An 18645-nucleotide genomic window follows, 5' to 3' on the forward strand; every position below is an offset into this window, starting at 1 on the left:
TCAGGCGACAGCGTGCAGTGCTGGCCGTGTTTGTCGTGAGACAGGATCAATCTCTGAACTGGGCAACTGATAGGCGCGTTGATCGAAGAGATCAATGCCGCATTGCAGGCCTTCGAGCCAGTTGAGCAAGTCGGTGATCGCCTTTTGTCCCTTAATGGGTGCGCCATGTTGGGGAACGATCATGCTGATGGGCAGCTGTCGCGCCATCTGTACCCACAGCCGCAAAATCTTGTTCGAGACCATGTAGCGGCGGTGAAAGCCTTCCATGCGTGCGATATGGGGTACGAGATCGGTTATTGGCGTTTGCGCTTCAGCACCGGTGGTGAGCGATACACCCAAGTCGCCCGTAAACAGAATTTTGCTGATGGGGTCGTAGAAGTGAAAGTTGCCTTCTGCATGCAAAAAGTGAGCAGGCAGTAAAACCAGCTCGCTTTTGCCCAGCGGCAGACGGCCACCGCCGTCCGGCACGCCGATGACGCGGTTTTCCGTCTTGCCCACTTTGGTGAAGTGGGGTGCAAAACGTTCCCATATACGCGAGATAACCAGTTGTGCGCGAGTGCTGGTCATCCAGCGATCGAGCGAGGCGATGATGTCTGGGTCTGCATGTGATGCAATCACATAAGCCAGCTTTTGCGGCGGAAAGTAACGGGACATGCCCATAAACAATTCGTTGAACGCGAGATTGCCACCGGGGTCGATGATGGCGCCGGTGCCGTTATCTACGATTAGGAACTGATTGGCCTGAATAGCCTGACCGTCCTCTTCGATGAGGTCGCAGAACATCAGGCAGGCATGGGTTTTGTCGCGGTAAAGCTCTATGGGCATGGCAATTTGTCAAAGGACAAGATGCCTTACTCTAAGGTTGAACTCTGGAGCCGGTGTTGATGTTTATCAAGCCTCAGGGCTTGTCATCGCTCTCTTCGGAGCTTTCGGAGTTTTCTGTACTGATTAAGGGGGCAGTTTCAATCAAGGGTGTTGCTGTGCCGGATGTTTTAGGCTTAGGAATGCCTAATGCTTCAGGCAAAGTGGCACGGCCTTGGGCGGCTGCGTCGGTTGGCAAAAAGAGGGGGCCTTGTTGTCCACAAGCAGAAAGTGAGGCGAGGGACGCCGCACAAGCTGCAAGGGCAATGCTCCTGACTAGAATTTGGGTGGCTTTCAACATGGGCAAATTGTAATGACTGACCTTGAATATCTGGACCGCGCTGACCAACTACTGATGGCCGTGGAGCAATGCTGTGACCGCATCAACGATGAAACCGATGCTGACCTTGATGCGCAGCGCGTAGGCGGCTTGGTGACTCTGGTTTTTGAAAACCGCAGTCAGATTGTGATCAACCAGCAAAAGCCCCTGCATGAAATCTGGCTGGCAGCTAAAGCGGGCGGTTTTCACTATCGCTTTGACGAAGAGAAAAAAGTGTGGATGGACACCAAGGGTGCCGGCGAGTTTTTTGCGAACTTGACGCAATATGCGAGCGAGCAATCGGCGATGGCCTTGGATTTCAAAGCGTTGACCTAACAAGAATCAGCGGCTGAAATAAAAAAGCCTGTCTCATCGAGACAGGCTTTTTGCGTTTAATTTCTGAAAAGATCCAGAATTTGGCTGCGCTCTTCTGCAGCAGGAGCTGGGGTGCCGCCTGGGTCTGCATTCGATGAGGCGGGGAGACTTTCCATACCTAGGCTGGAGACACCGCCGCTGCGGGCATTTTCTTCGTAGAACCAATCGCCTCCCATGTTGACGACACCGGGTGGCGTCTGCACTTCAGCCACAGGCACGCCCTTGAGGGCGTGTTGCATAAAGCTGATCCAGATGGGCAGGCTCAGGCCGCCGCCGGTTTCACGTGAGCCCAGATTGCGTGGTGTGTCGTAACCAATCCATGAGATGGCAGCGATGCTGGGCTGGTAACCGGCAAACCAAGCATCCACTGAATCATTGGTAGTGCCGGTTTTGCCATACAGGTCAGATCGCTTGAGCGTGGCTTGTGCTTTGGCCGCGGTGCCGACTCGTGCAACATCGTTGAGCAAGGTGCCTGTGAGGAAGGCGTTGCGCTCAGGGATTGCTTGAGGCAGGCTGCTCACTGCAGGAGGTGTGAACTCAGACACCACTCGGCCTTTGTAATCAGTTACTCGGGCAATCAGCCACGGATTGACTTGGTGGCCGCCATTGGCGAAGACCGAGTAGGCGCCAGCCATTTGCAGCGGAGTGACCGAGCCCGCGCCGAGTGCCATGGTTAGGTAGGCGGGGTGTTTAGCGGCCTCAAAGCCAAAACGCGTGGCCCATTCCTGCCCGGTCTTGGGGCCAATGGCTTGCAACAGGCGGATGGAGATCATGTTCTTGGACTTATTTAAGCCCGTGCGCATGGTCATGGGGCCGGCATAAGTGCCGTCGTAGTTTTTGGGCTCCCAAGGCTGACCGCCGGTGGTAGCTGCGCTGAAGAAGATCGGCGCATCGTTAATCATGGTGGCGGGTGAGAAGCCATGCTCCAGCGCTGCCGAGTAGATGATGGGCTTGAAGCTAGAGCCCGGCTGGCGCCAAGCCTGAGTCACGTGGTTGAACTTGTTTTTTTCAAAATCAAAACCGCCCACCAGAGCGCGGATAGCGCCTGTGTGTGTGGACATCGCCACAAATGCGCCCTCGACTTCAGGTAACTGAGTAATTTCCCAAGCACCCTTCGCGGTTTTGATGGCGCGGATTACAGCTCCGGGGCGAATCTTGGTGTTTGGCGGTGCTTTGGCGCTGAGTCCCGACTCGGCGGGCTTGAGGTTGTCACCGGTGATTTCAATTTGCGCGCCATCAGCTCGTGCTGCAATGAGTTTTCTAGCAGAGGCCTCAAGTACCACGGCTGCAACCACATCGCCGTTGTCGGGGTGGTTGGCGAGAGCATCGTCGATTGCTTCTTCACGCTCTTGCGTGTCGCTAGGCAGAGTGATGAATTTCTCGGGACCGCGGTATTTTTGGCGCCGCTCGTAGCTCATGATGCCTTCGCGCAAGGCCTTGTACGCAGCTTCTTGTTCGCCGGCATTGAGCGTGGTGTAAACATTCAGGCCGCGTGTGTAGGCATCGTTGCCGTACTGTGCAAATATGAGCTGACGAGCCATTTCTGCAACATATTCAGCATGTACACGCGTAGAACTTGAAGAGTTGCGAAGCTTGAGGGGTTCTTCTTTGGCTTGCTTGGCTTGCTCGCTGGTGATGAAGCCGTTCTCCTCCATGCGCTCAATGATGTAGAGCTGGCGGCTGCGTGCACGCTTAGGGTTGCTGATGGGGTTGTATGCCGATGGGGCTTTGGGCAAACCGGCCAGCATGGCAGCTTCTGCCACCGTGATGTCCTTTAGCGGGTGGCCAAAATACGTTTCGCTGGCCGCCGCAAATCCGTAGGCGCGGTTGCCTAAAAAGATCTGGTTCATGTAGATCTCAAGAATTTGCTCTTTGCTCAGCAGATGCTCCAGCTTGAAGGTGAGCAAAATCTCATAGATCTTACGGGTGTAGGTTTTCTCAGACGAGAGGTATACATTACGGGCCACCTGCATGGTGATGGTTGAAGCACCTTGGCTTTTGACCTTGCCTAGGTTGGCCAGTGCAGCGCGCAGCATGCCCTTGTAGTCGACGCCGCCATGCTCAAAAAAGCGTGTGTCCTCAATAGCCAGTACTGCATCGGTCATGACCTTGGGGATTTCGCTGATGGGGGTCAGTGTGCGGCGTTCTTCTCCAAATTCACCTAATAAAGCACCCTCGCTGGAGTAGACGCGTAGTGGGAGCTTGGGCCGGTAGTCGGCCAATTCAGAGACATCCGGCAGGTTGGGGTAGGCCATGGCGAGCGCCACTGCGACAGCCAACAAAACCCCAAGAGCGCCCGCAACTGCAAGCCCTATGAGCCAGAAGATAGAACGGGGTAACCAATGCAAGCGTTTTTTAGGTGCTTTAGAGCCAGGTGCAGGGGCCTGATGAGCAGAATGTTCTGATGACGGCATTTCGCAGTATGAGCAAAGGGTGGGGAATTATAGGAATTCCCTTTGAGAAATCATTGTTGTGACGAAGAGCACATCACGCGTTGGGTCAATCCTAAAGCACTGACGAGGCGCTGTTGTTTGAATAGCAGTTGCTGTGTTTGTAGTCGATATCTGACTACACTGTATTTTTTTGGCCACGAATAGGGCGCTTTATGGCTACAGCAAAGCATAGGTTGCTATAGCTTGCTGCTAGGATTCCCACATATTGCTGGTTTTTGTTTCCATTTTTACAATCTAGGGGGGCACGTTGATTGCTCTGAGTTCTTTATTCAGCCGTCAGCCTGCACCTTTGCTTGGCATTGATGTGAGCTCCTCCAGCGTGAAGTTGGTTGAGCTGACTAAAAGCAAGTCAGGTGAATGGCAGTTGGAGCGTTGCGCGATTGAGCCTCTTGAAAAAGGCTGGATTAGCGATGGCAACATTGAAAAATTTGACGAAGTCGCCGAGGCTGTTCGTCGTTTGGTCAAGAAAAGCGGCACGCGGACCAAAAACGTAGCCATGGCTTTGCCTGCAGCTGCCGTTATCACCAAAAAAATCACTTTACCTGCTGGTTTATCTGAGTTGGAAATGGAAGTTCAGGTCGAGTCTGAGGCCAATCAGTACATTCCGTTTTCCCTGGATGAGGTGAGCTTGGATTTTTGCGTCATTGGCCCATCATCTGTTTCTTCAGGTGATGTAGATGTGTTGATCGCAGCGTCGCGCAAAGAAAAAGTTCAAGACCGCCAAGGCTTGGCAGAAGCTGCAGGCTTAAAGCCAATCGTGATTGATATTGAGCCCTATGCAGCCCGAATGGCGGCTACTCGCTTGGTTTCGCGGTTGAGCAATGCAGGTCAAGATGCGGTGGTTGCGCTGTTCGAAGTGGGCGCTATGACCACCAGCATGCAGGTGCTGCGCAACGGCGAAGTGTTGTATGAGCGCGATCAGGCTTTTGGCGGAGCACAGCTGACACAGCTGATCGCGCGCCAATACGGCTTCTCTCCTGAAGAAGCTGAGGCTAAAAAGCGCAGTGGTGAACTGCCTGAAGACTACACAACCGGCGTGCTCAAACCCTTTGTGCAAAGCCTGACGCAAGAAGTCGCTCGCGCACTGCAATTCTTCTTTACCAGTACGCCTTACAACCGGGTAGATCATGTGTTGTTGGCAGGCGGCTCGGCCTCTTTGCCGGGTTTGGCTGACGCTGTGAGCCAGCAGACTGGGTGCGCTTGCAGTCTTGCCAATCCGTTTGACGGAATGGAGATTGGTAGCAGCATTCGATTGAAAAAAATGGCGCGCGAGGCTCCGTCTTATTTGACCTCTTGTGGTCTGGCCATGCGGAGGTTTCAAGAGTGATACGGATTAACCTTTTACCGCACCGAGAGGCCGCTAAGAAGCGCCGCAAAGAAGCGTTCCAGGTCAATATGGTGATGGCTGCGATTGCTGGCCTGCTTATCGCTGGTCTGATCTATTGGTACTTTCAGATCATGATTGAAGGCCAGCAGAATAAAAATAATCTGCTGCGCTCCGAAATCAAAGTGCTGGAAACCCAGATCAAGGAAATTGATGGCCTAGAGAGCGAAATCGCAGCGTTGCGTGCTCGTCAAAAGGCCGTAGAAGATTTGCAGTCTGACCGCAACTTGCCAGTGCACATGCTCAATGAGCTGGTCAAGCAATTGCCAGATGGGGTCTACATCAGCAGCATCAAGCAAGAAGGCTTGCTGGTGACTATGCAGGGCACTGCTCAATCGAACGAGCGTATCTCTGAGATGCTGCGCAATTTGACCGAAGGTACGGCATGGTTCTCCAAGCCTGAGTTGATGGAAATTGTGGCCAAAACTGTTGATGTGACTGCAAAGGATAAGCGCCGAGCAGCTGCATTCACATTGCGCTTCAACCTGGCAAGAGCGAGCGATGCAGAGAAAAGTCTGACCGCTGAAGCTCCCTCTGTGAAGGCGCAGTAATGGCTAAAAAGAAGAAGTCTTCAGATATTGATTTTGCTGCGCTGCAAGAAAAAATTCAGCGGCAATTTCGCAATCTTGATCCCAATGACCCATCCGTTTGGCCGGCGTTGCCCAAGGCATTGCTGTATACCGTTGTGGCCATTGCCGTTGCGGCAGTGTTGTGGTTTGTCATGCTCAAGGACTACGAAACTGAGCTGGAAACTGAGCGTGCCACAGAGGTGACTCTACGCGCTGACTTTACGAAAAAAATGCTCAAGGCTGCGAGTCTTGAAGGCTTGAAAAAGCAGCGCGAGCAGGTGCAGCAGTATGTGACCCAGCTGGAAAAGCAACTGCCTAGCAAGGCAGAAATGGCGGCCTTGCTGTCTGATATCAATCAAGCAGGTTTAGGCCGTAGCCTTCAGTTTGAGGTCTTCCGCCCAGGTGCGATGGTGGCCAAGGAATACTACGCTGAGTTACCTATTACGCTGAAGGTGACTGGTCGTTATCACGATATTGGCTCGTTTGCTTCAGATATTGCTTTTCTGTCTCGAATCGTGACTTTGAACAATTTGTCCATTGCTCCAGCAGGCAAGGATGGCGATGTACTGACCATGGACGCCACAGCGCGTACCTTCCGCTATCTGGATGCAGATGAAGTGAATGCTCAGCGCGATGCAGCCAAGGGGAAGAAATGAGCAAGTTTTCGTTGAATCCCCTTTTGCTGGCATTTGTTGGCAGTGCTCTCTTAATGGGCTGTACTGGATCTGATGAGGATCAATTGCGTGAGTGGATGGCTCAAGAGCGAGCCAATGCCAAGCCCTTTGTGAAGCCCTTGGAGGAGCCCAAGCCCTTTAAACCCCAGGTGTACACCGGGGCTGAAGGGATGGATCCATTCAACCCACTCAAGCTGATTCAAGTGCTGCGTAAGGAGTCTGCGCAGTCCAATATCAGTACTGCTTTGCTGACACCTGAATTGAATCGGCGCAAGGAGCCTCTTGAATCTGAACCGCTGGATGCTATGAGCATGGTGGGCAGTTTGGATAAAAAGAGCGAGCCGACGGCCTTGGTCAAAGTGGGTGCTTTGCTTTATCAGGTACGTGTTGGCAACTACCTGGGGCAGAACTACGGAAAAATTACGAAGATCACCGAAAACTCCATCGTGTTACGAGAAATTGTTCAAGATGGTGGTGGTGACTGGATTGAGAGAACAAGCACTTTAGAGTTGCAGGAGGTTAGCAAATGATGGGTAGTAATCGCAGGACTTTGGCGAAGGCCCGTTGGGGACTGACTTTGGGCAGTCTTTTGCTTTCCTCTGCAGCTTGGGCACAAGCTCGTATTGAGGCTGTCACAGGGGCTGTTCAGTCTGGCTCCGAAGTGATTCGTGTCGAATTATCTGAGCCGTTGGCAGCAGATCCGACCGGGTTCGTAGTGCAGTCACCTGCACGGATTGCCCTTGATTTTCCCGGTGTGACGAATGCCTCAGGAAAATCTTTAGTTGAATTTAATCAAGGTAATTTGCGCTCGGCTAACCTTGTTGAGGCCTCTGGTCGTTCACGGCTGGTGCTCAATCTCAAGGCTGCTACGACTTATCGCTTGCAGCGCCAAGGCAAGTCTTTGTTGATTATGCTGGACCCCGCAGGTGCCGCTGCAACGGTGGCGGGAACTCCTGCTGCGGTAGCTCCTGTCTTTGAGAGTAAATCGGCATCTACTGATGCTGCATCAATCAAAGGCGTTGATTTCCGCCGTGGCAATGATGGCTCAGGCCGGGTCATTGTGAGCTTGGGAAGCAGTCAGGTCGGGGTTGACCTGCGCCAAGAAGGCAAGGGCTTGACCGTTGATTTTCTGCGCTCGGACCTTCCAGAAAATCTGCGCAAAAAATTGGATGTTGCTGATTTTGGTACTCCAGTTCAAGCCATCTCGACCACTCAACAAGGTGACCGTGTGCGTATGCGCATTGATCCTATCGGGGATTGGGAGCACAGCGCTTATCAAAGCGATAACCAGTTTGTTTTGGAAGTTCGCCAGAAAAAAGTGGACACCAGCAAACTGACGCAAGGCCCTGGATATAGCGGTGAAAAACTGTCGCTGAACTTCCAAAATATCGAAGTGCGTTCGCTGCTGCAGGTGATTGCCGACTTCACCAATTTCAATATCGTGACTTCGGATACGGTGACAGGTGCTCTGACGCTGCGTCTGAAGGATGTACCTTGGGATCAAGCGCTACAAATCATCATGGATGCAAAGGGTCTGGGCATGCGCAAGTCAGGCTCCGTGCTCTGGATTGCACCCAAGGATGAAATTGATGCGCGTACCAAGCGCGACTATGAAGCAGCGATGGAAATTCAGAAGCTGGAGCCTCTGCGTACTCAGGGTTTCCAACTGAACTATGCCAAGGCGGCTGATATTTTGACGCAGATCACAACCTCTACTGGCGGTGGCGGTGGTACTGGCACAGCAACTAGTGCTCGTTTTCTGTCTGCACGTGGCTCTGCTATTTCTGAGCCCCGTACCAACCAATTGTTTGTGACAGATACGCCAACCAAGCTCGATGAAATGAAAGCTTTGCTGGCAACGCTAGATGTGCCTGTACGCCAAGTCATGATTGAGGCCAGAATCGTTGAAGCACGCGATACTTTTGGTCGTAATTTGGGTGTGAAATTTGGTGGTGGAGCAATTGGCAGCAACCGTGCTTTCGGAACTAACCAGGGCTCAGTTCCTGGTGCAGCTCTTACATCAACTAGCACTAGCGCTATATCAAACTCGAATTTTGTGAATTTACCTGCGAGCGCAATCAGCGGCGCAGCGGCGGGTCAAGTTGCTTTTTCAGTGTTCAATAGTTCATTGACCCGCTTTTTGTCTTTGGAATTGTCTGCACTTGAGGCTGAAGGTGATGGCAAGATCATCTCTAATCCTCGTTTGGTTACAGCAGATCAAAACAAGGCCTTAATCGAACAAGGTACGGAGTACCCTTATTCAGTTACTGCTCCCAACGGCGCGACCACGATTTCCTTTAAGAAGGCGGTTCTTAAGTTAGAGGTGACACCCCAGATTACTCCTGAAGGTGACATCATTCTGGACTTGGATGTGAACAAGGATAGTCGAGGCGAGACAACAACCCAAGGCGTTGCTATTGATACCAAGCACATCAAAACACAGGTGCTGGTTGAAAATGGTGGCACGGTTGTGATCGGTGGTATTTTTGAAATGGAAGAAACGAATCAGGTTAACAAAGTACCCTTGTTGGGTGATATACCTGTTTTGGGGCATTTGTTTCGCAATAGTGCTAAGGCATCACAAAAACGTGAAATGCTGATATTTATTACGCCCAAGATGCTGAGTCAGGCGCGAAATACTAGTAAGTAACAGGTACTCCGGTATCTCAAAGGCCCGCATGAACAAAATGCGGGCCTTTTTGATTTCCGAATGTCTGTGGACTGCGAAAATATCCGATATACGAGAAAATAAATTGCGGATGGCTGTGATCGATGACTATTTTGAAAAACTCTCACATTGCTCTTGTCGGGCTGCCTGGATGTGGAAAATCTACCATTGGGCGTTATTTGGCTAAGCGCTGGGCGCTACCTTTTGTGGATGTGGATGCAGCCATTGAAGAGCACATCAGATGCACGATCCGTGAGTTTTTCGCGAGGGAAGGTGAGCCGAAATTTCGAGAAATTGAGCAGCAAGTTTTGGCTCAACTGCTTTCAAGACCGAAAAAGATGGTGATATCAACGGGTGGTGGAGCGGTGCTCAAGCCGGAGAATCGGCAGCAACTGATAGCGCATGCTCAGGTTGTTTACCTGAGCGCATCCCCTCATGAGATTGCTAAGCGACTGCAGCGCGATACCCAGCGTCCCTTGCTGCAAGTCGATAATCCGCTACAACGGTTGCTAGACTTGCATGCCGTCAGAGATCCTTTCTATAAGGAGGTCGCTGACTTTATGGTTGCTGGAGGCGGCTTGTCTTCAACTCAGGTCGCACAGCGGGTGGCAATGCAGGTGGAGTTGGGTCAACATTCTTGATTCAGGCTCAAAAGCCTTTGAGCCAAAGTGCTGAAGACGCTATTTGCTATCTATTTTGAAGGGTTCCGACGTGGAAACGGTGCATATTGATTTGGATGAGCGCAGCTATCCGATAGTGATTGCTGAGAATGTGTTGACTCAATTTGCCACTTGGCAGGATTTGCCCAAAGCCACGGCCGCTTTGGTGGTGACGAATGATGTGGTGGAGCCACTTTATTTGGCGATGCTGAAGCATGCGTTGAGTCGGAAATATGCGCAAGTCCACACAGTGGTGCTGCCTGATGGTGAGGCGCATAAAGACTGGCAAACCTTGAACCTGATTTTTGATGCGCTGCTCGCAAATGGCTGTGACCGCAAGACGGTATTGTTTGCGCTGGGTGGCGGTGTGGTTGGGGATATGACGGGGTTTGCGGCAGCCAGCTATATGCGCGGCGTGCCATTTGTGCAGGTGCCGACCACGCTGCTATCGCAAGTGGACTCTTCGGTTGGAGGGAAGACTGCCATTAATCATCCGCTGGGCAAGAATATGATTGGAGCCTTCTATCAGCCACAGTTGGTGGTGTGTGATCTGGCTACGTTAGACACCTTGCCACAGCGTGAGCTAAGCGCAGGCTTGGGTGAAATCATTAAGTACGGCCCGATTGCTGACATGCAGTTCTTTGACTGGCTTGAACTGAACATGGATGGCTTGCTGCGCCGCGATCGCAAGCTGCTAGCTCATGCAGTCAAGCGCAGTGTGGAAATCAAAGCATGGGTGGTGGGGCAAGATGAAAAAGAGGCGGGCTTGCGCGCCATTCTCAACTTTGGTCACACCTTCGGGCATGCGATAGAAGCGGGCATGGGCTATGGCAACTGGCTGCATGGTGAAGGCGTAGCCGCAGGCATGGTGATGGCAGCAGAGCTGTCCAAACGACTCGGAATGGTGGATGAGGCATTTGTTACCCGACTGCGCATCCTGATCGAGCGCGCTGGATTACCGGTATTGGGTGCAGTGATTGATGCGAATGACAACGCTGGTCGATACCTTGAGCTGATGCGCGTGGATAAAAAATCGGAGGCGGGTGAAATTCGCTTTGTTCTGATTGATGGAGCAGGCAAGGCTGTCATGTGCTCAGCCCCTGATGCATTGGTGCGTGAGGTGATCGACAGCTGCTGTGGCTGAAATTTTGGATGAACTGCTAGAGTGACTGTATTCAGTTGTGGAGGTAGCCTGCATGAACACTCTGGCTTCTTACGCCTGCAATCCCTTACACAGCAAGGGACGTCTTTTTGCGGAGCCGGTTGCTCCCACGCGTAGCGATTTTCAGCGCGATCGCGATCGAATCGTTCACTCTTCAGCCTTCAGGCGACTGGTTTACAAGACACAAGTCTTTGTGAATCACGAGGGTGACTTGTTTCGTACAAGGCTCACGCATTCGCTGGAGGTTGCGCAGTTGGGGCGTTCCATCGCTTGTTCGCTACAGCTCGATGAAGATCTGGTCGAGGCGATTTGCCTGGCCCATGATCTGGGGCATACGCCGTTTGGTCATGCAGGCCAGGATGCGCTCAATGAATGCATGAGGCCCTATGGAGGTTTTGAGCACAATTTGCAAAGCCTACGAGTGGTGGATAGGTTGGAAGAGCGTTATCCCTCCTTCGACGGCCTCAATCTGACTTTTGAGACCCGCGAAGGCATTCTCAAACATTGCTCGTCAAGCAATGCTCAATTTTTGAACGCACGAGAGCCTGGTGGTGTGGCGCAGCGATTTATAGATGGCTCGCAGCCGTCGCTGGAGGCGCAGCTTTGTAACCTCGCCGATGCGATTGCCTATAACGCGCACGATGTGGATGATGGCGTTCGCTCAGGCGTCATTAGCATGATTCAGTTGCGTGATGCAGTTCCCTTGTTTGCTCGTTATTACGAAGCCACGCTGTCTGATTGGCCGCAGCTTGCACTTGCTAACTCACATCGAAAACTGCTTTACGAAAGCATTCGTCGAATGCTAAGTGACCAAGTCTATGACGTCATCAATCATTCTAGAGAGCGCCTAAAGTCCTCCAAGGTGCACTCCGTAGAGGAGGTACGTCTTCATGGGAAGGTGTTGATTGGCTTTAGCGATGCCATGAAGATTGAGTCTCTGGCGCTGAAACAATTTTTGTTTAAACAGCTGTACCGTCACCCTCAAGTCATACAGACCATGGATAGTGCGCAGCAAGTTGTGAGAGATCTGTTTGCCGCTTATATGGTGGAGCCTGAACGAATGAAGCCTAGATTTGTGCAGCGAGCGCAGGCAGCCAATACTTTGAATGATCGTGCGCGTGTGGTGTCAGACTTTATTGCGGGTATGACGGACCGCTACGCTGCTGGCGAGCATGAGCGTATTACGGGCTTGAATGTGCTGAGTCGCTGAGTGCAGCCGGGTTTGGTCAGCACCTCATGCAGCGTTGTAGAGGGCTCGCTAAAATACAGTATCTGTGTATCTAGAGCCGGAATTTTTCCCGCCCAGTGCGCAATCTTTGGGGGCGATTGCCCCCGTTTGCATTTTGGAGGGCCTTGCCATGACCGAAACCTCAACCACTCTCGAGCAGGGCTTTCCGCCGAATCTCGTCATTGAAGATACTGTGCGTTGGCTGGAAAATGCCGTGATTGGGCTCAACCTTTGCCCCTTTGCCAAGGGTGTGCATGTTAAGGGCCAGATTCATTATGTGGTCAGCGAGGCGACAGATGCCGAGGCGGTGGCACAAGACTTGCACCGCGAGCTTGAAGCGTTGGCTGAAGCCAATGAAGAAAAGCGCGATACGACCTTGCTGATCTTGCCTCTTGCTTTGCAAGACTTCTTGGACTTCAACGACTTTCTTGAAGTTGCAGACGTGATGGTCGAAGAACTAGACTTGGGTGGTATGTTGCAAGTGGCATCTTTCCACCCTCAGTTTCAGTTTGAGGGCACGGACGTAGATGACGTGACCAATTGCACCAATCGTGCGCCATATCCTATTTTGCACTTATTGCGTGAAGACAGTATCGACAAGGCGGTGGAAGTTTTCCCTGAGGCCGAGTCGATTTATGAGCGCAATATGGAGACGCTGGAAAAAATTGGTATTGAAGGCTGGCTGGATCTGGATGTGGGTGCGCGTTGCCCTGCGACAGAACATGGCGCAGCAAAGGCAGAGAAATAATGGCGAAAACGGATAAAAAGCAGGGCGTGCAAAAGCCTGCGGTGGCAAAGGGACAAGATATTTTTGAGCAGCTGGGGCTCAAGCCTGGTCAGAGTATTGATCTGCTCAAAGCGCTGCATATTTTGACGCGTGAGGGCAAGCTCAATCAAGATTCGCGCCGCAAGCTCAAGCAGGTCTATCACCTCTATCAGTTCATCGAGCCATTGCTTAATGAGTTGTCCAAGGATGGTCATGCGGTGACTCTGGCTGACCATGGGGCAGGCAAGTCCTATCTCGGTTTTATCCTTTACGACCTGTATTTCAAGGCCCTGGGTCAAGGCAAAATCTACGGCATTGAGACGCGTGCGCCGCTGGTAGAGGCATCTCAGAAACTGGCTGCCGATCTGGCGTTTGATCGCATGGAGTTTTTGAATATGTCGGTGGCAGAGTCCACCCATGTGGGCTTTATGCCTGCGCAGTTTGATGTGGTCACAGCCTTGCATGCCTGTGATACGGCTACCGATGACGCCATTGCTTTTGGTCTGGAGAAAAAGGCTAAGGCCATGGTTCTCGTGCCCTGCTGTCAGGCAGAGATTGCAGCCTGCCTTCGCCAGACCAAAGCCATAAGCCTGACGCGTACACCGCTAGCTGAGTTGTGGCGTCATCCCATTCATACCCGTGAAATGGGGAGCCAGATCACCAATGTGCTGCGTTGTCTGTACCTTGAAGCTTGTGGCTACCAAGTTACGGTGACCGAGTTGGTGGGCTGGGAGCACAGCATGAAAAATGAGCTCATTGTGGCGCGTTACACGGGGCAGAAAAAGCGTAACTCTGGTCAGCGCCTGCGCCAGTTGTTAGCTGAGTTTGGTTTGATCAACTTAGCTGCGGTTCGTTATCCGTATTTGCCTCAAGAAGAAATGGCTGCATAAAAGGGCAGGCCGTTGGTCGGCCAGCCCTTTTATGGTGAGGTTTGCATCAGTCGCTTCATCAATGCTTGTGTGGATGAGTCGACTCCATCCCAGTCATTGCTGCTTTGGCGAGTTTGGAGTTGCCTAGCTAGCTGTTTGCCCAACTCCACACCCCATTGATCGAAGCTGTTGATATCCCAAATGGCGCCGGAGACGAAGATTCGGTGCTCATACAAAGCAATTAATGCGCCAAGAGAAGCGGGGTCCAGTCTTTCGAGTAATAAGAAGCTGCTGGGACGATTACCTCTGCAGTCTTTCTCAACGCCATCCCCAGAGCGTCCAACCATCAAAGCTTGTGCTTGTGCGATAGCGTTGATGACAAGGCTTTGATGGTGTTTACCCAGATATTTCCCACCATCGCGCAGTGCAATGAACTCCACAGGGATGACATCTTTACCCTGATGCAGCATTTGAAAGAAGGCGTGCTGACCGTTAGTTCCAGGCTCGCCCCAGATGACAGGGGCGGTGGGCGTTGAGAGTTCTACACCATCATTGGTCACGCTCTTGCCATTGCTCTCCATCTCTAACTGCTGGAGATAGGCAGTCAAGCGGCGTAAGCCGTGGCTATAAGGGGCGATGCAGCGGCTAGAGAACTGGCAGAAGTCGCGATACCAGACATCTAGCAGGCCTAGGCGCACGGGGAGATTCACTTCCAATGGAGCAGTGAAAAAGTGAGCGTCCATCGCATGCGCACCGTCAAGCAGAGCGCGAAATTGCACTGAGCCAATGGCAATGGCAATCGGCAGGCCAATGGCAGACCAGAGTGAGAAACGGCCACCCACCCAGTCCCAAAAACCTAGTGTGCGTTGAATGCCGAACTCAGCAGCAGCATGCGTATTGGTAGTTAGCGCGACAAAATGCTTGTTAATCGAGCAAGACGCTTCTGGATCTTCACTGCCGCCATGATCCAGAAACCATTGACGGGCTGAGCGTGCATTGAGCATAGTCTCAGCAGTCGTGAATGATTTTGATGCGATGAGAAACAGTGTGCTTTCTGGCTTGACCCGGCGCAGCACATGCCCAAGCTCATGGCCGTCGACGTTAGAGACAAAGTGGAAGTTCTTACCCGTGTCTATCCAATCTTCAAGCGCATTGACAACGACCTCGGGGCCGAGGTGAGAGCCGCCGATGCCGATATTGACGATGTCGGTAATCTGCTTATCGTCTCTGATTTGCTCTGCCAAGGCAAGCATTTGCTCCAAAGTGCTATGAACTTCATGCAAAGCAGCGTGCATTTCAGCAGGCCAAGCTTGAACCGTTGGAGCATGCTGGATTTCACCCCGGTCAGCAGGCGTTCGTAGAAGCCAGTGCATGACGCTGCGCTGCTCTGTTGAGTTGATGGCCTCGCCTGCCAACATGGCATTGCGCTTTGCCACAAGCTGGCTTTCTTGGGCAAGTTGCAGCAGCAGCGCTTGTGTGTCGGTGTTCAGAAAACTTTTGGATAAGTCTGCGAATACATGAGGTGCTTGCAGGCTCAGCGATGCAAGACGTTGTGAGTCCTGTGCAAATGCTTTGCGCAAATCCAGATGCTGGATTTGCGATGTGTAATGCGTTTGCAAAGCCTGCCAGGCAGGTAGTTCATGACAGAGTGGAGTCAAAAGAAATTCCAGTAAATCATGCAGCAGCTTGCTGCATCAGTGTTTCCAGTTTCAAGGTGTCCGCGGTAAATGCGCGAATGCCTTCTGCCAGCTTTTCGGTGGCCATGGAGTCTTCATTCAGTGCGAATCGGAATGAAGCTTCGTCAAAAATCACACGTTTCAGTTCTTGAGTTTTCGCCGAGTCGGCATCCATGGCGCGAGTTAGTTGCGAGCCGTCCTGCGCTGACAGTTGCGCCAATAGTTCAGGTGCAATGGTAAGCAGGTCACAGCCGGCTAATGCCAAAATTTGCCCGGTATTACGAAAGCTTGCACCCATTACTTCGGTCGCAATGCCGAAGTGCTTGTAGTAATTGTAGATTTGGCGCACTGAGCTCACGCCGGGATCATTGGCGCCAGCCATGGCAGCTTCATTCCACTGGGCGCCTGCTTGTTTTTTATACCAGTCGTAAATGCGGCCCACAAAGGGTGAAATCAGTTGAACCTTGGCTTGCCCGCAGGCAACCGCTTGGCAAAACGAGAAAAGCAGCGTTAGGTTTGTATGAATGCCGCGCTGCTCGAGAATTCGCGCGGCTTCAATGCCTTCCCAAGTGGCGGCAATTTTGATGAGCACGCGCTCGGTATGGACGCCGGCTGCCTGATAAAGCTCGATCAGTCGCTCGCCGCGGGTGACAGTTGCCGTTGTATCAAATGACAAGCGAGCATCAACTTCGGTGGATACGCGGCCGGGGACGGTGTTCAGAATCTCGCAGCCAAAGCGCACCAAAATACGGTCCATGATTTCATCTAAAGACCGATCCTTGAACTGGGCAACCGTGGCGCGCATCAGCGGCGCGTATTCGGGTTTTTGGACGGCTTTCAGAATCAGGGATGGATTGGTGGTGGCATCACGTGGCTGAAACTGAGCCAATTGATGAAAATCACCGGTGTCCGCGACCACGGTTGTGAATTGCTTGAGCGCCTCCAACTGATTCATGACCATCCTTTGATATTTTGTAAATGAATTAGCAAGTGTAGAGCGTGAATCGGGTGCTGAGAATTAGGCTGAGCGCTCATGGAGCATAGAGTGATTGAACGTATCTCTATGGAGACGGCGAGTCGCTGCATTTATTTGCTGAAATATCCAAGTTTCTCCACTAATTTCTGAGTTGTAAGGCCCTTCGGTCTTATGCTTTCTCGTTCTAGTATTTATTAATGGTTTTAACCATACCTGCCGTCAATATGCTTGATCGGATTACCGCCTCCCTTTCGTCCCTGGCACCAGCAGAGCAGCGTGTTGGGCGCTTGGTATTGGCTGATCCACGAGCCTTTGCTCACTTGCCTGTGCGTGAGTTGGCTTTGCGCTCTCATGTCAGCAAGCCCACGGTGGTGCGGTTTTGCCGCAGCATGGGGTATGACGGACTGGCTGACTTCAAGCTCAAGCTGGCAGGAAGTGTCAGCGAGGGTGTACCTTTTATCCATCGCAGCGTTGATAGCGATGACAAGACCAGTGATGTGATGGTCAAAGTGGTGGATAACGCTGTTGCGGCCTTTTTACAATACCGCAATGCCTCAAGCACCGTGGCTATAGAGCATGCGGCACTTGCGATTGCGGCGACTTGGCAAACCGGCAAACGCATTGAGTTTTATGGGGCAGGTAATTCCGGCATCGTGGCATTGGATGCTCAGCACAAGTTTTTCCGCTTGGGCGTGACGAGTCTTGCAACCAGTGATGGACATATGCAGGTGATGAGCGCTACCTTGCTGGGTCCCGGTGATTGCGTGGTGATTATTTCTAACTCCGGTCGCACGCGTGATTTGATGGATGCTGCGGATATTGCGCGTAAAAACGGCGCCACCACGATTGCCATTACGGCCAGTGGTTCGCCCTTGGCATCGGCCTGCCAGATTCATTTGGCGGCAGATCACCCGGAGGGCTATGACCGTTACAGCCCCATGGTGTCGCGATTGCTGCACTTACTCATCATCGATGTTCTAGCTACTTGCGTAGCCTTGCGTATTGGCCCGGCACTGCAGCCTGCGCTGGAGCAGATGAAAAATAATCTCAGGGCTAAGCGTTATACAGAGTGATTGCTCTTAAATAGAGAGCATCTTCCCTTTACTCATCAAGCTGACCCATCACCATGGCTCGTCTCCCTCGTTTAACGCTGGCACATACGCCGCACCACATCATTCAGCGCGGCAATAACAGCAGCGAGATTTTTGTGGATGCACAGGATCGCCTTGCCATGCTGGACCTGATGCGCGAGATGGCGAGGCGTTTTGATGTAGATGTGCATGCCTATGTGCTCATGCCCAATCACTTTCATCTGTTACTTACGCCCAAGACTGACCAGGGTGTCCCTCAATTTATGCAGGCGCTGGGCCGCAGCTATGTGCGCTACTTCAACAACCGACATGGGCGCACCGGCACCTTATGGGAGGGGCGCTATCGGAGCACTTTGCTGCAGGCTGAGCGGTGGTTGCTGGCCACCATGGTGTCTATGGACTTGAACCCCGTGCGCGCAGGGCTGGTGCCGCGGGCGCTGGACTGGCCATGGTCTAGTTATGCGCATAACGCTGGCATTCAGCATGATGGCCTCATCAGCCCGCATGCTCTTTTTTGGGCTTTGGGCAATACACCGTTTGCGCGTGATGTCGCCTATGTCAAAGCGGTGGAAGCAGGTCTGGATCAAGACGCTCAAGAGCAAATTAGCCACGCTGCTTTGCTCGGTTGGGCCCTGGGTGAGCCTGAATTTATTGAAAATTTGCAACACAAAACCGAGCGCCGGGTGATGCGGCAGAAGGCTGGAAGGCCGGCGGCACGCACAGTCTTGGTGCGTAAGGCTCAAGAGTAAATTTCTATCTCTTTGTTTTTATTGAATTGGCTTGTTTATTTTTGATATGTCCCTAATTTAAATAAAGATACAAGTACGTTGATTTAATTAGTATCTGACCCTAATTAAATTTTATTGCATAACTTCATGCTCTGTCGTAATCTTGCAATCCCCGCGATTGATATAA

General features: G+C 52.1%; 18 protein-coding genes. 13 read left to right on the forward strand and 5 right to left on the reverse strand.

Annotated features, from left to right (window positions below):
* Positions 1 to 825 (reverse strand): MBL fold metallo-hydrolase, encoded by an 825-nt coding sequence (locus tag KUF54_RS00855; protein WP_219344383.1) that lies wholly within the window; start codon positions 823 to 825, stop codon positions 1 to 3.
* A 73-nt stretch (positions 826 to 898) separates the two neighbouring features.
* Complete coding sequence (locus KUF54_RS00860) at positions 899 to 1162, reverse strand: lipoprotein (protein ID WP_219344385.1); 264 nt, start codon at positions 1160 to 1162, stop codon at positions 899 to 901.
* Between the two features lie 12 nt (positions 1163 to 1174).
* On the opposite strand from KUF54_RS00860, the gene cyaY reads away from it, so the two are divergent.
* Positions 1175 to 1516 carry an iron donor protein CyaY gene (cyaY, locus tag KUF54_RS00865; protein WP_219344387.1) on the forward strand — a complete coding sequence of 114 codons (342 nt, stop codon included), beginning with the start codon at positions 1175 to 1177 and terminating at the stop codon, positions 1514 to 1516.
* Positions 1517 to 1572: 56 nt separating this feature from the next.
* Here cyaY and KUF54_RS00870 read toward each other — a convergent pair whose 3' ends face one another.
* A complete protein-coding gene (locus tag KUF54_RS00870) occupies positions 1573 to 3903 on the reverse strand; it encodes a penicillin-binding protein 1A (RefSeq protein WP_219344389.1) in 2331 nt (776 codons plus the stop codon).
* A gap of 352 nt (positions 3904 to 4255) precedes the next feature.
* Here KUF54_RS00870 and KUF54_RS00875 point away from each other — a divergent pair, with 352 nt between their 5' ends.
* From KUF54_RS00875 to KUF54_RS00920, 10 genes are all read left to right on the forward strand, one after another.
* On the forward strand, positions 4256 to 5335 hold the full coding sequence (locus KUF54_RS00875) for a pilus assembly protein PilM (RefSeq protein ID WP_219344391.1): 1080 nt from the start codon (positions 4256 to 4258) through the stop codon (positions 5333 to 5335).
* Positions 5332 to 5943, forward strand: a complete 612-nt coding sequence (locus tag KUF54_RS00880) for a PilN domain-containing protein (RefSeq protein ID WP_219344393.1) — start codon at positions 5332 to 5334, stop codon at positions 5941 to 5943. The genes KUF54_RS00875 and KUF54_RS00880 overlap by 4 nt, the downstream gene beginning before the upstream one ends.
* Entirely contained in the window at positions 5943 to 6617 is a 675-nt protein-coding gene (locus KUF54_RS00885) for a type 4a pilus biogenesis protein PilO (RefSeq protein WP_219344395.1), read from the forward strand. Before KUF54_RS00880 ends, KUF54_RS00885 begins: the two co-directional genes overlap by 1 nt.
* Complete coding sequence (locus KUF54_RS00890) at positions 6614 to 7165, forward strand: pilus assembly protein PilP (protein WP_219344396.1); 552 nt, start codon at positions 6614 to 6616, stop codon at positions 7163 to 7165. The genes KUF54_RS00885 and KUF54_RS00890 overlap by 4 nt, the downstream gene beginning before the upstream one ends.
* Positions 7162 to 9285, forward strand: coding sequence for a type IV pilus secretin PilQ (gene pilQ, locus KUF54_RS00895; protein ID WP_219344398.1), 2124 nt, complete (start codon positions 7162 to 7164; stop codon positions 9283 to 9285). The genes KUF54_RS00890 and pilQ overlap by 4 nt, the downstream gene beginning before the upstream one ends.
* 122 nt (positions 9286 to 9407) lie before the next feature.
* Positions 9408 to 9944 (forward strand): shikimate kinase, encoded by a 537-nt coding sequence (locus KUF54_RS00900; protein ID WP_219344400.1) that lies wholly within the window; start codon positions 9408 to 9410, stop codon positions 9942 to 9944.
* Positions 9945 to 10014: 70 nt separating this feature from the next.
* Positions 10015 to 11106, forward strand: coding sequence for a 3-dehydroquinate synthase (aroB, locus tag KUF54_RS00905; protein WP_219344402.1), 1092 nt, complete (start codon positions 10015 to 10017; stop codon positions 11104 to 11106).
* 52 nt (positions 11107 to 11158) lie between these two features.
* Complete coding sequence (locus KUF54_RS00910; protein WP_219344404.1) at positions 11159 to 12334, forward strand: deoxyguanosinetriphosphate triphosphohydrolase; 1176 nt, start codon at positions 11159 to 11161, stop codon at positions 12332 to 12334.
* A 148-nt stretch (positions 12335 to 12482) separates the two neighbouring features.
* On the forward strand, positions 12483 to 13100 hold the full coding sequence (locus tag KUF54_RS00915; protein ID WP_219344406.1) for a DUF1415 domain-containing protein: 618 nt from the start codon (positions 12483 to 12485) through the stop codon (positions 13098 to 13100).
* The gene (locus tag KUF54_RS00920) at positions 13100 to 14008 is read left to right on the forward strand and encodes an SAM-dependent methyltransferase (RefSeq protein WP_219344408.1); all 909 of its coding nucleotides are present in this window, start codon (positions 13100 to 13102) and stop codon (positions 14006 to 14008) included. Before KUF54_RS00915 ends, KUF54_RS00920 begins: the two co-directional genes overlap by 1 nt.
* Before the next feature lie 29 nt (positions 14009 to 14037).
* Here the strand turns inward: KUF54_RS00920 and pgi are convergent, their stop codons facing one another.
* Both pgi and tal read right to left on the reverse strand, forming a co-directional pair.
* Complete coding sequence (pgi, locus tag KUF54_RS00925) at positions 14038 to 15645, reverse strand: glucose-6-phosphate isomerase (protein ID WP_219344410.1); 1608 nt, start codon at positions 15643 to 15645, stop codon at positions 14038 to 14040.
* Positions 15646 to 15661: 16 nt separating this feature from the next.
* On the reverse strand, positions 15662 to 16618 hold the full coding sequence (tal, locus tag KUF54_RS00930) for a transaldolase (protein ID WP_219344412.1): 957 nt from the start codon (positions 16616 to 16618) through the stop codon (positions 15662 to 15664).
* Between the two features lie 245 nt (positions 16619 to 16863).
* Between tal and KUF54_RS00935 the strand changes: the two genes are divergently transcribed.
* Entirely contained in the window at positions 16864 to 17712 is an 849-nt protein-coding gene (locus KUF54_RS00935) for a MurR/RpiR family transcriptional regulator (protein WP_219344414.1), read from the forward strand.
* Positions 17713 to 17765: 53 nt separating this feature from the next.
* A complete protein-coding gene (locus KUF54_RS00940) occupies positions 17766 to 18479 on the forward strand; it encodes a transposase (RefSeq protein WP_219344417.1) in 714 nt (237 codons plus the stop codon).
* Positions 18480 to 18645: the final 166 nt, after the last annotated feature.

The organism is Comamonas sp. Y33R10-2, assembly GCF_019355935.1.
Lineage (GTDB): Bacteria > Pseudomonadota > Gammaproteobacteria > Burkholderiales > Burkholderiaceae_C > Comamonas.

Bases quoted from the DNA above. Each gene is read 5' to 3' on its own strand.
- KUF54_RS00920 (WP_219344408.1), top strand. From the start codon at position 13,100: ATGGCGAAAACGGATAAAAAGCAGGGCGTGCAAAAGCCTGCGGTGGCA.
- KUF54_RS00885 (WP_219344395.1), top strand. From the start codon at position 5,943: ATGGCTAAAAAGAAGAAGTCTTCAGATATTGATTTTGCTGCGCTGCAA.
- KUF54_RS00935 (WP_219344414.1), top strand. From the start codon at position 16,864: ATGCTTGATCGGATTACCGCCTCCCTTTCGTCCCTGGCACCAGCAGAG.
- KUF54_RS00915 (WP_219344406.1), top strand. From the start codon at position 12,483: ATGACCGAAACCTCAACCACTCTCGAGCAGGGCTTTCCGCCGAATCTC.
- KUF54_RS00890 (WP_219344396.1), top strand. From the start codon at position 6,614: ATGAGCAAGTTTTCGTTGAATCCCCTTTTGCTGGCATTTGTTGGCAGT.
- KUF54_RS00940 (WP_219344417.1), top strand. From the start codon at position 17,766: ATGGCTCGTCTCCCTCGTTTAACGCTGGCACATACGCCGCACCACATC.
- pilQ (WP_219344398.1), top strand. From the start codon at position 7,162: ATGATGGGTAGTAATCGCAGGACTTTGGCGAAGGCCCGTTGGGGACTG.
- KUF54_RS00910 (WP_219344404.1), top strand. From the start codon at position 11,159: ATGAACACTCTGGCTTCTTACGCCTGCAATCCCTTACACAGCAAGGGA.
- tal (WP_219344412.1), bottom strand. From the start codon at position 16,618: ATGAATCAGTTGGAGGCGCTCAAGCAATTCACAACCGTGGTCGCGGAC.
- KUF54_RS00855 (WP_219344383.1), bottom strand. From the start codon at position 825: ATGCCCATAGAGCTTTACCGCGACAAAACCCATGCCTGCCTGATGTTC.
- KUF54_RS00860 (WP_219344385.1), bottom strand. From the start codon at position 1,162: ATGTTGAAAGCCACCCAAATTCTAGTCAGGAGCATTGCCCTTGCAGCT.
- cyaY (WP_219344387.1), top strand. From the start codon at position 1,175: ATGACTGACCTTGAATATCTGGACCGCGCTGACCAACTACTGATGGCC.
- KUF54_RS00900 (WP_219344400.1), top strand. From the start codon at position 9,408: ATGACTATTTTGAAAAACTCTCACATTGCTCTTGTCGGGCTGCCTGGA.